Annotated in this window: 15 protein-coding genes; 10 read left to right on the plus strand and 5 right to left on the minus strand. The window is 32.7% G+C overall.

Annotated features, from left to right (window positions below; translation table 11 throughout):
- Positions 1 to 160 precede the first annotated feature (160 nt).
- The 6 genes from GTZ96_RS07450 to GTZ96_RS07475 all read left to right on the plus strand — a co-directional run bounded on the left by GTZ96_RS07450 (position 161) and on the right by GTZ96_RS07475 (position 5,686).
- On the plus strand, positions 161 to 2,383 hold the full coding sequence (locus GTZ96_RS07450; protein ID WP_181033161.1) for a hypothetical protein: 2,223 nt from the start codon (positions 161 to 163) through the stop codon (positions 2,381 to 2,383).
- A gap of 82 nt (positions 2,384 to 2,465) precedes the next feature.
- Positions 2,466 to 3,119, plus strand: a complete 654-nt coding sequence (locus GTZ96_RS07455; protein ID WP_161642466.1) for a glycosyl transferase — start codon at positions 2,466 to 2,468, stop codon at positions 3,117 to 3,119.
- Between the two features lie 6 nt (positions 3,120 to 3,125).
- Positions 3,126 to 3,794: a hypothetical protein gene (locus GTZ96_RS07460; RefSeq protein ID WP_161642468.1), complete on the plus strand. Its 669-nt coding sequence runs from the start codon at positions 3,126 to 3,128 to the stop codon at positions 3,792 to 3,794.
- A 95-nt stretch (positions 3,795 to 3,889) separates the two neighbouring features.
- A complete protein-coding gene (locus GTZ96_RS07465; protein ID WP_161642470.1) occupies positions 3,890 to 4,708 on the plus strand; it encodes a beta-1,6-N-acetylglucosaminyltransferase in 819 nt (272 codons plus the stop codon).
- A gap of 149 nt (positions 4,709 to 4,857) precedes the next feature.
- Positions 4,858 to 5,349 (plus strand): DUF3405 domain-containing protein, encoded by a 492-nt coding sequence (locus GTZ96_RS07470; RefSeq protein WP_161642472.1) that lies wholly within the window; start codon positions 4,858 to 4,860, stop codon positions 5,347 to 5,349.
- Positions 5,309 to 5,686: a hypothetical protein gene (locus tag GTZ96_RS07475; RefSeq protein WP_181033162.1), complete on the plus strand. Its 378-nt coding sequence runs from the start codon at positions 5,309 to 5,311 to the stop codon at positions 5,684 to 5,686. The genes GTZ96_RS07470 and GTZ96_RS07475 overlap by 41 nt, the downstream gene beginning before the upstream one ends.
- A 15-nt stretch (positions 5,687 to 5,701) precedes the next feature.
- Here the strand turns inward: GTZ96_RS07475 and glf are convergent, their stop codons facing one another.
- The 4 genes from glf to GTZ96_RS07495 form a co-directional block, all read right to left on the minus strand.
- Positions 5,702 to 6,811, minus strand: coding sequence for a UDP-galactopyranose mutase (gene glf / locus GTZ96_RS07480; protein ID WP_161642478.1), 1,110 nt, complete (start codon positions 6,809 to 6,811; stop codon positions 5,702 to 5,704).
- Positions 6,812 to 6,813: 2 nt separating this feature from the next.
- The gene (locus GTZ96_RS07485) at positions 6,814 to 7,437 is read right to left on the minus strand and encodes a DUF707 domain-containing protein (protein ID WP_207720159.1); all 624 of its coding nucleotides are present in this window, start codon (positions 7,435 to 7,437) and stop codon (positions 6,814 to 6,816) included.
- An 82-nt stretch (positions 7,438 to 7,519) separates the two neighbouring features.
- Positions 7,520 to 8,299 carry a DNA/RNA non-specific endonuclease gene (locus GTZ96_RS07490; RefSeq protein WP_161642482.1) on the minus strand — a complete coding sequence of 260 codons (780 nt, stop codon included), beginning with the start codon at positions 8,297 to 8,299 and terminating at the stop codon, positions 7,520 to 7,522.
- Between the two features lie 75 nt (positions 8,300 to 8,374).
- Complete coding sequence (locus tag GTZ96_RS07495; RefSeq protein ID WP_161642486.1) at positions 8,375 to 10,645, minus strand: carboxy terminal-processing peptidase; 2,271 nt, start codon at positions 10,643 to 10,645, stop codon at positions 8,375 to 8,377.
- A gap of 203 nt (positions 10,646 to 10,848) precedes the next feature.
- On the opposite strand from GTZ96_RS07495, the gene surE reads away from it, so the two are divergent.
- The 4 genes from surE to GTZ96_RS07515 all read left to right on the plus strand — a co-directional run bounded on the left by surE (position 10,849) and on the right by GTZ96_RS07515 (position 15,387).
- Positions 10,849 to 11,628 (plus strand): 5'/3'-nucleotidase SurE, encoded by a 780-nt coding sequence (gene surE / locus GTZ96_RS07500; protein ID WP_161642489.1) that lies wholly within the window; start codon positions 10,849 to 10,851, stop codon positions 11,626 to 11,628.
- A gap of 77 nt (positions 11,629 to 11,705) precedes the next feature.
- Positions 11,706 to 12,821, plus strand: a complete 1,116-nt coding sequence (gene lpxB / locus GTZ96_RS07505) for a lipid-A-disaccharide synthase (RefSeq protein ID WP_161642491.1) — start codon at positions 11,706 to 11,708, stop codon at positions 12,819 to 12,821.
- On the plus strand, positions 12,814 to 13,320 hold the full coding sequence (locus GTZ96_RS07510; protein ID WP_161642493.1) for a C40 family peptidase: 507 nt from the start codon (positions 12,814 to 12,816) through the stop codon (positions 13,318 to 13,320). Before lpxB ends, GTZ96_RS07510 begins: the two co-directional genes overlap by 8 nt.
- Positions 13,321 to 13,359: 39 nt before the next feature.
- Positions 13,360 to 15,387 (plus strand): ComEC/Rec2 family competence protein, encoded by a 2,028-nt coding sequence (locus GTZ96_RS07515; RefSeq protein WP_161642496.1) that lies wholly within the window; start codon positions 13,360 to 13,362, stop codon positions 15,385 to 15,387.
- A 15-nt stretch (positions 15,388 to 15,402) separates the two neighbouring features.
- Here the strand turns inward: GTZ96_RS07515 and GTZ96_RS07520 are convergent, their stop codons facing one another.
- A complete protein-coding gene (locus tag GTZ96_RS07520) occupies positions 15,403 to 15,864 on the minus strand; it encodes a thioredoxin family protein (RefSeq protein WP_161642499.1) in 462 nt (153 codons plus the stop codon).
- Positions 15,865 to 15,869 lie beyond the last annotated feature (5 nt).

Genomic DNA, 15,869 nt, shown 5'->3' on the forward strand with positions numbered 1-15,869 from the left:
TTCCCTACGGACAAAAATAGCACGTTATACTGCAGCAAATCCTGGAGATGTACTGTACATTGCTACAGACAAAAGTATTTATCTACCTACAGAAACGATTTGGTTTGCAGGTTACTTAATAGAAATGTCTCAAAAGGCAGATACGTTAAGCCCCAACTTATTGTCAGTAGCCCTGCAAAGGAACGATACCACAGCTGTATCCCTACAGAAAAACTATTTGATAAATAACGGTTTTTGCCCTGGTAGCCTAACTTTGCCCAATACTTTAACTCCCGGTAACTATCTGCTGACGGCTTGTACCAATGTAATCAATAAACAAGGAAAACCCATTCACGTTTTCCGTAAAGAAATAACCATTAAAACCGGAACGTCACCCTCTATATTGGTTGATTTTAAAATTCGAGATAAAACCGTTATGGATTCTATTTTTATAGATGCTAAAGTTTATTTCCCTCCTAATACATCAGTATCTGACAGAAGCAAAAGTTATATCTCTTATTACTTGCGGAATAATCATCCTAAAAAGATAAAAATTGGCACTACTGAACAAGTAACGATTGCATTACCCATTTCAGAAGTAGAAACCTCTAATCATATACTTTATACTACCACAACTATTGGTAAGAGTAATCTAAATTTTAACGTCAAACTACCAATTATAAGACAACCCAAATTTGACATTCGTTTTTATCCAGAGGGAGGAGATTTGGTAACGGGATTGCAGAGTAAAGTTGCTTGGGAGTCACGACTAACTAATGGGGGAGCTGTACAGCTAAAAGCACTACTGTTAGAAAACGAAAAGGCAATAGATACGATAGAAACTGATGAACATGGCTTGGGCTGGTTTAATATTTTATCAAAAAACGGAAGTGAATATACGTTGAAGGTTTTGGATAATAAAGCATTAGTAGCACCAAATGTATACCCATTACCAAAGCCATCACCAACAGGTATTGTGCTGGAAATACCCATAGCTGTAGTGGGTGATACCTTATCCATTCGTGTTGGTACACAGCAGGACAAACAAATTAGGCTTGCTATTACTAACGCCTACACTAAAGAAACAAAGATAGCTCCACCCATTGCGGTAAAAGGGGAAAAACGCATGAATCTATTACTTAATGATGTAAGCAAAGGCATGAATACGTTAACGCTTTTGGATGATGACGGTCAGCCCTTGGCAGAACGCCAATTCTTTGCACACTACAAGAACAACAATAAGGCAGTAATAACTATAGAAAAAGATTCTTATAATGTTAGAGAAAAAGTATCAGCAAAACTAAGAATAACAGATGCTGGTGGTCAGCCTCTAGGAGGAATATTTACCGTGTCATGCGTGCAGAATAGTAGGTTAGATACGATTCGAAAAAACGACATTGTCTCTCATTTCTATACAATTCCATTGATGAGCCAAGATACCAACGAGAATAGCAACATTACTGAGCTATATCATAACCAGAAATACTTAGAAAACATGCTGTTTATCAAGGGCGGGCAACGCTCTCTTTGGCAGCAGCTTACTCTTCCTAATTCTACAGATTCTATTTCTAAACTAGAACGATTGAAACTAAAAGGGCAAATAGAATACAAAGACAAAAGTAAAATAAAAAAACCTTTCACATTACTGATTAGGCAGGATAGTCTGTGGAATTTTATACCAACGGATAAAACGGGAATTTTCTTAGCTGATCCAAAGAGTATTGTTATTACAGAGAATGGATATCTAGAAGCAAAAGTAATGGAAGGAAAGCGTACCATTGATTATACTACTATGCGTATAGATGACCCTATGCAAAAGCTGATGCAGTCTATCAAAATGACAACCCATGATACACAATTACAAAACACGAGCTCACAAAGTAGTAAAAAAACCTTACTAGATACAGGTAATGACAAATCTCAAATACAGCTTAAAGAAGTCGTTGTAAAAGGAACAAGGAAAAATAAACCGTACTCATACGGAGCTAATAAATGCGGAGACTACATTTGTGTAAACGGTTATTTGAATTGCCCCGGTCATTCGCCATATGATCCAGACAATAAACCGCCACCCATTAAAGGAGAAATATACGAATTTTTGAGCACGGGTAAATTGACAAAAGGAGTTTATCAAGGATGTCTTTGGGAAGGAGATAAACTAGGTGTCTATACTACTAGAGAATTTTATGGTATGGATGAGAGTAAACTAAAAGACACCTTTGAAAAATATTATATGTCCACTGTTTTTTGGAAGCCTTTTATAACAGCAGTCAAAAATAAAGAAACGAGTATTGATTTTTATACCAGTGATCAAGCCGGAACCTACAAAATAAAAATAGAAGGCATCGCAGAAAATGGCGATTTCATATATGAAGAAAAAACTATTACAATAAATAAAGAATAAAGTGAACAGGGAACAACTATAAATAATCAGTTGATCGTAATCAAATTATATAACATTAAAACAGGAACATTTACCTGATATTATGAAAAAATTAAACAAAGTACCCTCTTATGCTATCAATCTCGAAAAACGAACGGATCGCAAAATCAATATTCTTTCTGAATTTGAAAACAGGAAAGAATTTACATTGACTATTATTCCAGCTATAGAGGACGAGGTGGGATCATATGGACTTTGGCAGACTATTCACAGTATTGTGAATCTAGCTAATGAAGAATGTCTTGAATATGTACTTATCTGTGAAGATGACCACCAGTTTACTACAAGTTATAGTGCTTCGATGCTATATAGTGCTATTGACGAATCCTTACATCGAGATGCTGATGTCTTACTCGGTAGCGTAAGCTGGTTTGATCAAGTATTACAGGTAGATAAAAACTTATTTTGGGTTGACCGTTTCAATGGAACCCAATTTATGATTATATTCCAAAAATTCTATCAAAAAATTTTAAATATAGATTTTTACAAAACTGACATTGCTGATATGAAGATATCTTCGCTCACCGATGGTATTTTTGTTATGTATCCATTTATATCTGTTCAGAAAGAATTTGGATACTCAGACGTTACTCAAAAGAATAATGAGGAAGGAAGGATTACCGAATTGTATCGACTAAGGAACGAAAAACTTATGCACTTAGATAAAGTGGCCACTTTTTATGGATTATTTAGTTAAAAAAAAATGAATAAACCCGAAGCAAACATAGATTTCACTATATCTACATATGTAATAAACTTATTTAAACACCCAGACAGTTTATCTCATATAAAAAAACAATTCGATAATAGAAACGAGTTTACTGTCAATTATTTAGAGTGTTTTGAGGATGAGCAAGAAGCCATACATCTATGGCGAAATATCACCAAGATTGTTCAGTTGGCAATGGAAGCTGATGAGAATGTTATTATTATTTGTAAAAACACTCATGAATTCACACCGTTTTATTCGAAACAAATTCTCTTAAACTCAATTATTGGTGCTGCAGAACAAGGTGTAAATATTTTGTTTGGAGGCATAGGTGTTTTCGGCCAAGCTATTCCCGTAACAAAAAATCGTTTTTGGATAGATACATTTCAACAAACCCCTTTTATTATTTTGTTTCGTCCAATATTTGAACTAATATTAAGAGAATCTTTCACTGAAAAAGATACTGTCGATTTAAAACTATCTGAAATGACCAGTCACAAAATGGTTATGTATCCGTACATTTCTGTTCGAAAGAAAATTGAAGATTCGATATCCTCTTCTCTCAAAAATGATGAAGTTAATAATATAGATATGTTTGACATAGCCCAAAAGAGATTAAGCAAAATTGACACAATAGCTCAAATGTATCAAGAAATAAAATAAAAACAATAGAAATTAACATACTGTGTTAATACAACCAAAATTATTACAAAGTACATCACTATGATGCGTACATGAAATATTGAAAATTTAACACGATGAATATAGTTTATTTAATCTTGGTACACAAAGACCCTGCTCAACTTTTCAGATTGATAGAGGTATTAAATGACAAACAGGTAGCTTTTGTTATCCACGTTGATAAACAGGTTTCAATAAATCAATTTAAAGTTTATAACGAAAAAACGTACCAGAATGTACATTTTATATCTAATCGTTGTGTATCTTCTTGGGGTAGTTTCGGGTTAGTACAAGCCACCTTGAACGGACTGAAATTTATTGAACGCAATCATAAGACTACACAAAGAATAATTTTACTTAGTGGACAAGACTACCCAATTAAATCAAATGTATATATAAAAGCCTATCTTAAAAGTCACATTAATACAATATTTATAGAACATTTTAAGATACCTTATAAAAAATGGTATCGTAACGGATTGCCAAGGTTCCCAGCATTTGAGGAAATAAATCAAGTGATGAATATTTATGGAGGATCACAATGGCTTTCTCTTCCTATGTATGCAATAAAGATTATTTTTGATTTCTTGAAATTAAATCCAGACTTTTTAACATACTTCAAGAATTATGTAAGGATTCCTGATGAAAGTTTTTTTCAAACTCTGCTATTGAATTGTGATAACCCAAAGATAACAGATAATATAATCAATCATAATCTGCACTTAATCAAATGGAATAAACCATACTTGAATCCAAGGGTCTTAACTACTGAAAGCAAAAACATCGTAAATAAGAGTAAAAGTCTATTTACAAGGAAATTAGACCCTATAACATCAAGCGAACTAATTTGTCACATAGATGAAAAAATATTAGACAGGGAGGTAAACCAAAATTAATATATTGCCCGTTTTTGAAATACTCAAAATAATTAAATATTTAGACTTTTAAGAATGAAGAAAAACAAAAGGCATTATATCAATGGTTTGATAAAGTTTTTTCTTCTATTGTTTGATGATAAGAAATGGTTATTGGAGTTTAAAAAAAATTGAAAACGTTTTATGCCATAGATTCTTATATTTTTGTAGATTTTAATAGCATATTCTTAATGAAACAAGCGTTTTTATTTCTATCCTGTCGATTATCTAATGCTGTAATTGATACCTTTAATGAAATTGCAACAGCAACAAATTCCGAGAAAAATATAACACGCCTTTTATATCATCTAAAAGAGGCTAACTATCAAAAGGAGATAAGTGATAAAGACGTTTTTTATTTTTCGGATGAAATCTTAATTGGCCTTGAATACAAACCTTTAGGGGAGAAATTAATTCCAGGAAATAATCATTTTCCATTATTAAAATTCTATAAAGAGCATCCTCATTATGATTATTATTGGTGTATAGAAGATGATGTTCGTTATACGGGAAATTGGGATCATTTTTTTAACCATTTTGAAAACTCAGATAAATCTTTTATAAGCTCTCATATACAAAGATATGCCGATGATCCACAATGGCCATACATTAGCATACAATGATCAGACTCTAAAATCAGAATATTTAGTGCGATCTTTTAATCCAATATATCGAATATCAAAAGAGGCGCTTAATTTTATTGATCAAGAATTATTAGATGGATGGCAAGGTCATCATGAGGTACTATTTCCATCACTCTTGAGTGCGGCGGGATTTGATCTAATGGATTTTGGAGGGAGAGGAGAATTTGTTTCTCAGGGTAATGAAAATAAATTTTATTTTGGAAATTATACCCAAAATAGTGAAATAGAAAATGCAACATCCACTTTTAGATGGAGACCTATTCATCAAAAGATTGGAGAAATACCTAATAAGTTATATCATCCTGTAAAAGAATAAAAAATAACAACAACATTAATAAGTCTCTTTCAATGCCTTTGTTTTTGTAAGTGCAGATGCAATTACTTGATGCATGTCATAGTATTTATATTCCGCTAATCTTCCCCCGAATATTACATTATGTTCATTCTTTACTAATTCATTGTACTGTTTAAGTTTATTGGTGTTAGTAGCGTCGTTTATGGGATAGTAAGCTTCCATACCAGGTTTCCATTCCTGAGGGTATTCTTTGGTTACAACTGTCCCATGTTGTTTGCCAAATTCAAAGTGTTTGTGTTCAATAATACGGGTGTAAGGAATTGTTTTTTCGGTAAAATTAATAACCGAAACACCTTGGTAGTTTGGGTGATTCATATACTCATGTTCAAACCGTAAGCTTCTATATTGTAAATGTCCAAATTTGTAATCATAAAACTCATCCAATTTACCTGTATAGACAATACAATCAGCTAATCCGGAAAGTTCAGCACGATTTTCCAAAAAATCAATTCCGGTGCGTACTTCGATACCCGCTAAAAGACCGTCAATTAATTTGTTATAGCCACCAATAGGTATACCTTGGTATTTATCATTAAAATAGTTGTTGTCAAAAGTAAGCCTTACAGGTAATCGTTTAATGATAAATGAAGGAAGATCTACGGCTTTTCGGCCCCATTGTTTTTCGGTATAACCTTTTATTAATATCTCATAAATATCTTTGCCCACCATACTGATCGCTTGTTCTTCTAAATTTGATGGTTGAATAAATCCTGTTGTATCAACCTGATTCTTGATTTTTTCTAATACTTCCACAGGATTTTTTATATTCCATAATTGATAAAAAGTATTCATATTGAAAGGTAAATTATATAGATTCCCTTTATAATTCGCCAAGGGTGAATATATAAAGTTATTGAACTCTACATAAGAATTTACATAATCCCAAATCTTTTTATCATTCGTGTGAAATATATGAGGGCCATACTTATGAATATTTATCCCTTCTTTATTTTCGCAATAAATATTACCCCCAGTATGATATCTTTTATCTATAACAAGGCATTTTTTTCCTATATCTGTCATTTCACGTGCAAATACAGCACCATATAGCCCAGACCCAACAATTAAAAAATCGTATTTTTTCATCTTTAAGAACTATATATATCAAAACTTAAATTATATTTTTTCATATACTCAGACAATTCTTGGTGATGATTAGATTGCACTGGTCTTGTATGTATAGAATCAATATCGTCTATAATAGCCATATTGTATTCAGTGTAGTTTAAGATTATCCCCCAGTGAAAATCTATACCCCAACCGCTTATTGTTTCGTCAAAAGTAAATAACACTTTTTTTAATGCTTCTCTAGAAAAGCAAGGCTGCATAATTTCGACAAAATTAGTATGACGGAGTATAGAATCTTTATACTTTGCAGTATGCTGGTAGGAGTAAAATGAATTAGCTATAGCGGGTTGCGCTACTGCCAATTGATATTTTTTCATAAACCTAAACAACTTTTGTATATTAGCATTTGTTATTGAAATATCATCATCCGGCATGTAAAAATATTCGTATTGTTCAATCAACTCTGGATTATTACATAAATAATCATATATCAATTTAAATTTATAACCTTTAGATGCTGTAACATAAGGGCTGTCATTTTTAAATAATTCATAGGAATCATCATAAACGATTAAATGTAAATCAAAGGACGATTTTTTTTTAATCCATTCGCGATGTAAACTTGAAGCTCCAATTGTAGCCAATACACAATATTTGTTCATAGATTTTTTATTAATATAAAATCACCTCAGCGTTTTTAATGAGGTAAATATACTACAATTTTATTTAATAAAACCACGGTTTATATTCTACATTTTTTTCTAAACTATTTTCGATGTTATCTTCCAGTTTAGGAAAGAAATCAATTCCTGTAATCGATTCTAATTTATCAACGGAAACAACATATTCAAAAATAGCTTTGCTGCTTTTTTCATTTGGCACCAAAAAAGCAATCATTTTATAATTCCTTTTTGACGGACTCAGCAGTATCTTATAAAAATATTTCGGAACAAGAACATCTTCTTTGCCAATTGATTCCAAACTGCCTTTCAAAACGCCTCCTGTAATAACAAAAAGTCCATTATTCTTAACTGCCCAAAAACGTGTCTTTTGTTCTAATCTATTCCAAATACCCCCGTTAAAATCGGGATTTTGCGGACTTATATTCGAAGTAAAGAAAGTATCATTATAAGCATTTATATCAAATTCCATATCGGCAGCTGGACACAGATGCCCTTTGTCATAACCCGATTTTTTATAATTTCTCCAATCGGCTGATTTTGTCCCAACCATCGGATCTTCTATAAAAAAAGGACGTTTAAAATCACTGTTTTTGATATAGTTTTTTTTCAACTCATAAGCCACCCACTCAGCCTGTTCTGCTTTTTCGTTATACGATAAAGTATAATAATCGTGTTTTATAATTTGTAAAGTAGTCGATGTAGGCAAATAGAAATTCAAATCTTTAATTGTTTGATTCGAATTAACATTCTGCTGCCCATTTTTCATACAACTCAACAGAATGAATCCAAAAGCAATTGTGCTCCAAAAAAATCTAATATTCATAGTATCTAATTCAAACAGAAAACGCTCTGAAAATTAAATTAATTCCCAGAGCGCTTTTTAATTATTATGATGTTTTTAATACGTTTTAGCTAACTTTTCTTTTTTCAATTTACTAACCGGTAATGAACTATTCTTCAAATTAACCTTAGTTTGTAAATCATCCAAAACATTCAACGCCTCTTCAACATAAATATCTTTAGCCAAACTTTCGTGCCAACGATTTCTTTTTTCTTTTAAAATGTTGTCTTTATTCATTTGCTCCATTTCATAAGGCAATGAAGTAAATTTCAAATCATTTTTATAATCAAAAATAGGCTTGAATTTTTTAGCTTTATCTTCAATCGCATTTTGAGCAATTCTAAATTTATCAATATTTAAGCTATATTCATTTTCCTCACTTCGAGTATCAATCCATTTAGCATTTTCCTCAATCAATTTAAACTGTGGATTAGCAGCAATGCGTTCTCTACTATGTAAAATGGCTTTAGTAAAATTACCATTGTTGTTCCAAACGTTATAATCAGCAGGATCAATTTTATCCCAAGGCATAGCATTTTCTACATCGCGTTCCCCCATTTTCAAATAAGAATAACGGTCTGGCATCACCACATCACTACTCACCCCTTCTAATTGCGTAGAACCACCATTGATTCTATAAAATTTTTGAGTAGTTGTTTTTAGAGCACCTAAATCGCCTAACTCATTACTACGTACAAACTGATTCAAATCGATTACATTTTGAACCGTTCCTTTTCCATAGGTTTGTTTACTACCAATAATAACTCCACGCTTATAGTCTTGTATGGCTGCAGCTAAAATCTCTGAAGCAGACGCTGAAAAACTATTCACCATTATTACTAATGGTCCGTCCCATTCAATTTTTTTATCTCTGTCATACAAAACTTCTTTCTTTCTACCAGCCGATTTTATTTGTACAATTGGTCCTTGCTCAATAAATAATCCCGCTATATCCACAACTGTAGACAAAGATCCGCCTCCATCATCACGAACATCTAAAACAATACCATCAACCTTTGCTTGTTTTAATCGCTCCACTTCTAAAGCAATATCTTTACCTGCGTCTCTTCCGTCTTTGTTTTCGAAGTTGATATAAAATTTAGGCAAATAAATAACCCCATATTTCAATCCGTTTTTGTTAACGATACTTGATTTAGCATAAGTTTCTTCAATTTCAACAATATCTCTAATGATTGAAATTATTTTAATTGTCCCGTCCACTTTTTTAATAGTCAAACGCACTTCGGTACCTTTTGGCCCTTTAATTTTTTTCACCACATCATCAAGACGCATCCCTACAACATCAACTGGTTCAGCATTTCCTTGAGCTACTTTCATAACTAAATCCCCTGCTTCAAGTTCTTTTCCTCTCCAAGCTGGTCCTCCAGAAATCAATTCAGAAATCTCAGTATATTCATTTTTCTTTTGTAAACGAGCACCAATACCTTCTAATGTTCCACTAATACTCACGTCAAAACGCTCTTTTTCTTCTGGCGCAAAATAATTAGTATGAGGATCAAAACGAGCTGTTATAGAATTGATATAAACCGAAAACCAATCATTGCGGTCTAAATCTTTCATAAATCCAAAATACTCATCCAAAGACTTAGAAGTACTCTCACGAGTTTCTTTTTCCAGTTCTTCAAAAGATTTTGGTTTACTATCAGCTACTGGAGTTTCTTTTTTAGTAGTTTCTGCACTAGCATTCTCACCTTCTTCAAGTGGATTTAAAGGAATTCCTGTTTCTTCTTTAGAAAACTTTCCTTTATTTTCTTGTATTTTCAAACGATCCGTCAATGAAGAAAGTGTAGTCAATTTTAATTGTTTTCTCCAACGTTCTTTTAATTCGACATCTGTTTTAGCATAAGGAGCTTTCTCATAATCAGTATTAAAACTTTCATCAACTTTGTAATCAAAAGGAGTCTTTAAAACTTCTTTATACAAACTCTGACTTTCTTTCATTCTTTGCATCAAACGCCCATAAGTCAAATTAAAAAAGGTCAAATCTTTATTAATTAACTCATCGTCTAGTTCTAATTCATACTTCGAAAATTCATCAATATCCGATTGTAAAAAGAAACGTTTTGATGGATCTAATGCCTGAATATAATCTTTGTAAATTCCTTTAGAAAAATTATCATCAATAGTAGCAGGATTATAATGTCCTTTTTCAAGAACAAAAGTCAATAATTCTAAAAGTAATTTATCTTTATCCGGATCAGCCTCAGAAGCCGATTTTAATTTAAATGCAAACAGTGTTACCGACAAAAAAGCAACGGCAAGAAGTATTTTATAATTTCTCTTCATAAGACTAATAATAGTATTCATCCAAAATTTTTAAACTAAGTTACGGGAAAAACCAAGTCAACAATGATAAGGCCTCCATAATTTTTTGTTAAAGATATAAAATTGTTTTTTTCTTAATCACAATAATCATGCAACTAAATTAAATTTGTTTACTTTGTTTAAAATATTAGTATTTCATCCGTTTTTAAAGCTCAAAAAAACCGTTTTCTGATAATAAAATTGCCATGAATAAAACCAAACCCTTAATTTTAATTACTAATGACGATGGTGTTGCGGCTCCAGGAATCAAAGCTTTAATTGCTGTTATGTCTGAAATTGGAGAAATCGTAGTTGTCGCTCCTGACAAACCACAAAGCGGAATGGGACATGCCATTACTACTAACGAAACTTTATATCTTAACAAAATTTCGACAGAAAACGACACAATTACCATTTACAGCTGTTCAGGAACTCCTGCCGATTGTGTAAAAATAGCCGTTAACGAAGTCTTGAAAAGAAAACCCGATTTATGCGTTTCAGGTGTCAATCACGGTTCGAATTCTTCAATAAACGTTATTTATTCGGGAACAATGAGTGCCGCTATTGAAGCTGGAATTGAAGGTATTCCCGCTATTGGATTTTCACTTTTAGACTTTGACTGGAATGCCAATTTTGAAGAAATCAAGCCGTTTATTCGAAAAATAACATTAGAAGCATTACAAAACAAACTCCCGAAAGACGTGGTTTTGAATGTAAATTTCCCCAAATTGAAGCAAGAAGAAATCAAAGGAATTAAAATTTGCCGTCAAGCGAAAGCACTTTGGATGGAAAAATTTCACAAAAGAAAAACACCACAAGGACGCGATTATTACTGGCTTTCAGGCGAATTTGTAAACCAGGATCAAGGCGAAGATACTGACGAATGGGCCTTAAACAACGGATACATTTCTATAGTTCCTGTACAATTTGATTTGACTGCCTACCATGCTACTCAACAACTCAACACCTGGAATTGGAATGAATAAATTAAAAATTAGCTTTATTTGATTCCTCAAGATGGAATGGTTAATTTTGGTTAGCATTTAAAAAGAAACTGCATAAAATGAAATACTACATTATAGCCGGAGAGGCATCAGGTGACTTACATGGTTCTAATTTAATGAAATCACTTTTGAAAGAAGATTCCAGTGCCGAAATTCGTTTTTGGGGTGGTGATTTAATGCAGGCTGTGGGTGGCACTTTGGTCAAACATTATCGCGAATTAGCGTTCATGGGATTTGTAGAAGTGCTGTTTAACTTAAAAACAATCTTAGGCAATATTAAAATTTGCAAAGAAGACATTAACCAATTCCAGCCGGATGTAATTATTTTTATTGATTATCCTGGCTTTAATATGCGTATTGCAAAATGGGCTAAAGAAATTGGAATTAAAACTCATTATTATATTTCACCACAAATTTGGGCCTGGAAAGAAAGCAGAATCAAAGCCATTAAAAGAGATGTGGATAAAATGTATGTGATTTTGCCTTTCGAAAAAAACTTCTACGAAGACAAACATCATTATCCGGTGGAATTTGTTGGACATCCATTGATTGATGCCATTCAAAATCAGAAACCAATTGAAGCCGCAACTTTTAAAGCCGAAAATAATTTAGACGAAAAACCTATTATTGCGTTACTTCCGGGAAGTAGAAAACAGGAAATTACCAAAATGCTTTCGGTAATGCTTAGCGTAGTCGATGATTTTCCTGATTATCAATTTGTCATTGCCGGAGCTCCAAGTCAGGAATTTGCTTTTTACGAAACTTTTATCACCAATAAAAACATCAAGTTCATTTCTAATAAAACCTACGATTTATTAAAAAATGCTCACGCAGCCTTAGTCACTTCGGGAACAGCTACTTTAGAAACGGCACTTTTTAAAGTTCCGGAAGTGGTATGTTACAAAGGAAATTCGATTTCGTACCAAATCGCAAAACGCATTATTACCCTGAAATACATCTCATTAGTCAATCTTATTATGGACGAAGAAGTGGTTACTGAATTAATTCAGGATAACTGCAATACTAAAACCATAAAAAAGGAGTTAAATAAGATACTGGATCCTGAATACCGCAAAAATCTTTTGGCTAAATACGATGTTTTAGAGCAAAAATTAGGCGGAGCTGGAGCCAGCGAGAAAACTGCTAAATTAATTATTGCCAATTTGAATGCGTAGAACAGTCCTTTTAAAACAATTCCTTTTCCTAATCCTGATTGCAATTATTTTTACTTCTTGTAAATCAACCACTGTAGCAACAAGCAAAACAGACAAAAGAAACACTACTTACCTAGTGGAACAAATTATTAAATCGGCATCCGAAAACATTGGAGCTCCTTACAAAAGTGCTGGTGTGACCAAATCAGGTTTTGATTGTTCTGGATTAGTTTTCTCCACTTTTAAGCAATTTGACATCAAACTACCTCGCTCTTCGGTAGAACAATCTAAAGTAGGCACCGATTTAGGCAAAAATATTTCGAAAGCCAAAAAAGGAGATTTAATCTTTTTTAAAACCAACCACAGAAGTCAAATCAACCATGTGGGAATTGTAATCGAAACCAAGGAGGACGAACTGGAATTTATTCATTCTTCTACTTCTAAAGGAGTGATAATTTCCTCTACTAAAGAACCGTACTACGACAGAACTTTTGCTCAACTGAATAGAATTTTGCCTTAAAAAATAAAAAACATTATAGAAAATTCGTACTTTAGAATAATGAAAGTACTCGAATTTCCTTTGGCAAAAATCACATTAGGTTTCCTACTGGGAATCCTAATTTCTTTTTACATTCATCCAAATCCGATATTGGTTTTCGGACTTCTTTCTGTTTCCTTAGCATTGCTAACTGTTTTATTTTTTTGGCCAAAAACCAATCAGCATACTAAATTCTATTTTTCCACACTTACTTATTTTATTTCCTTTTTAATCGGAATGAGTAGTTTGATTATCCAAACCGATTCTTTCCAAAAAAGCAATTACAGTAATAACAAAGCTGTTTTTGAAAAAGAACATCGCATTACGCTAATTCTGAGAGAAAAATTAAAAAACAGCATTTACAATCAACGCTACATTGCCTTAATACAAACGATAGACGACAAAAATTATAACGGAAGAATTTTATTAAATATTCCAAAAAAAATCCGAGCTACTCCATTTGAAATTGGAACAATGGTAAGCATTAAAGGAAATTTACAGAAAAACAAAAAGCCAGACAATCCAAATCAATTTGACTATAGCAATTATCTCAACAGCAAACAAATTTATGCGCAGTTGTATGCCAATTCAGCAAACATAAAAATAAGTCCTGAGCCTCAGAAAGACATTTGGTTTTACATTGCTAAAATCACAACAAGAATTACCACCAATTTAGAAAAATCCCATTTCAACAACACAGCACTCGCCGTTGCAACAGCGTTGATTTTAGGTCAAAGACAAGACATTTCCCCCGAAATCATTCAAGACTATCAATACGCCGGAGCCGTACACATTTTATCGGTTTCGGGTTTGCATGTAGGTTTTATATTTCTATTCTTAAACTTCATACTAAAACCGATTCCAAATACTCGAAAAGGTTCTTTCATAAAACTAACAATCCTACTAACAAGTTTATTCTTTTTTGCATTACTAGCCGGACTGTCTCCTTCTATTGTTCGTTCAGTCGTTATGTTTTCTTTTGTTGCCATAGGATTACACCTTCGAAGAAGTGTCAATATTTATCATACCTTATTAGTTTCGATACTATTGATATTACTTTTTCAAGCCTATTTTCTATTTGATGTAGGATTCCAACTCAGCTATCTTGCCGTATTTTTTATTGTTTGGTTTCAGCCCATTCTGGCTTCTTATTGGAAACCAAAAAACAAAATACTGAAATACTGCCGGGACATACTGACGGTTTCATTTGCGGCACAAATAGGCACTTTACCATTAAGCCTGTATTATTTCCATCAATTTCCGGGATTGTTTTTCATTACTAATCTAGCTGTCATTCCATTACTTAGCATAATCATGTTTTTAGGTGTTGTTGTGATGTCATTAGCTGCAATGGGATTCACACCTTTTTGGTTGACAAAACCTTTAGAATGGAGCATTCTTCTGCTAAATAAAATCATCAATACCATTGCCTCTTTCGAACAATTTATCATCAAAGACATTTCGTTTAACTTCATAATGCTTAGTTGTTCTTATGTACTAATTATTGCAACAATTATTTGGTTAAAAAAACCACATTTCAACAAGCTTCTTTTCGTTCTGCTTTCAGTCATCATACTTCAATCGGCCTTACTATTTAGCCAATGGCAAATTCAAAATCAAGAAGAATGGATTGTTTTTAATTCGAAAAGAAAAACACTAATCGTTCAACGCAACGGCAATGAAGTTTGTCTTTATTCGAATGATAGTATTGCCGCAAAAAACAAAATGCTGAATTCCTATTTGGTTGGTAATTTCAGTCACATACAAAAACAGGAATCGCTAAGTCACACGGCTTATTTTAAGGGAAATAAAATTCTGATTTTGGACAGTATTGGTATTTTTCCAAAAAATGCAAATCCGGACATTGTATTACTTACTCAAACACCAAAAATCAATCTGGAGCGTATGCTAGTATCCTTAAAACCAAAATTAGTTATTGCCGATGGTTCTAATTACAAATACATTTTAAAACAATGGAAAGCGAGTTGTGAAAAACAAAAAATCCCTTTTCACGCTACTGCCGAAAAGGGATTCTATAAGTTAAATTAAATGCTGTTTTTAATCCTATTTTTGATTCAAAATTCCATTAGCCACTTCTAACCAGACCACTGGACCACCAGCTACATAACCTGTTTTTCCAAGTGCATGTAAATTAAATTTTTCATCCTTCTTCTCACCTCTAACAAAATAAACTGTAGGATACCCTACAATCCCTAACACACCTCTAATCTGATCATACTCTTGTCTAATCTCTGGCGCTTGGGCTATCCTTCTTGGATCATCTACTTCTACTAATATTACTTTCTCTTTTGCCCATTTAGTGAATTCTGGCGTTGTTAAGACTTCCTTCTGTAAACGCATACACCATGTACACCAATCACTACCTGTGAAAAACAATAACAAAGGTTTGTTTTGCTTATTACCAACAGCTACTGCTTCTTTAACATCAGTATACCATTTTAATTCCTGCGCCTGAGTTGCAACAAGACCAATAAAGAAAATAGCTATTAAATATATTTTTTTCATAATGA

The organism is Flavobacterium undicola, assembly GCF_009909155.2.
GTDB lineage: Bacteria > Bacteroidota > Bacteroidia > Flavobacteriales > Flavobacteriaceae > Flavobacterium > Flavobacterium undicola.

Bases quoted from the DNA above. Each gene is read 5' to 3' on its own strand.
- GTZ96_RS07455 (WP_161642466.1), top strand. From the start codon at position 2,466: ATGAAAAAATTAAACAAAGTACCCTCTTATGCTATCAATCTCGAAAAA.
- GTZ96_RS07460 (WP_161642468.1), top strand. From the start codon at position 3,126: ATGAATAAACCCGAAGCAAACATAGATTTCACTATATCTACATATGTA.
- GTZ96_RS07465 (WP_161642470.1), top strand. From the start codon at position 3,890: ATGAATATAGTTTATTTAATCTTGGTACACAAAGACCCTGCTCAACTT.
- GTZ96_RS07475 (WP_181033162.1), top strand. From the start codon at position 5,309: ATGCCGATGATCCACAATGGCCATACATTAGCATACAATGATCAGACT.
- glf (WP_161642478.1), bottom strand. From the start codon at position 6,811: ATGAAAAAATACGATTTTTTAATTGTTGGGTCTGGGCTATATGGTGCT.
- GTZ96_RS07490 (WP_161642482.1), bottom strand. From the start codon at position 8,299: ATGAATATTAGATTTTTTTGGAGCACAATTGCTTTTGGATTCATTCTG.
- GTZ96_RS07495 (WP_161642486.1), bottom strand. From the start codon at position 10,645: ATGAATACTATTATTAGTCTTATGAAGAGAAATTATAAAATACTTCTT.
- surE (WP_161642489.1), top strand. From the start codon at position 10,849: ATGAATAAAACCAAACCCTTAATTTTAATTACTAATGACGATGGTGTT.
- lpxB (WP_161642491.1), top strand. From the start codon at position 11,706: ATGAAATACTACATTATAGCCGGAGAGGCATCAGGTGACTTACATGGT.
- GTZ96_RS07510 (WP_161642493.1), top strand. From the start codon at position 12,814: ATGCGTAGAACAGTCCTTTTAAAACAATTCCTTTTCCTAATCCTGATT.
- GTZ96_RS07515 (WP_161642496.1), top strand. From the start codon at position 13,360: ATGAAAGTACTCGAATTTCCTTTGGCAAAAATCACATTAGGTTTCCTA.
- GTZ96_RS07520 (WP_161642499.1), bottom strand. From the start codon at position 15,864: ATGAAAAAAATATATTTAATAGCTATTTTCTTTATTGGTCTTGTTGCA.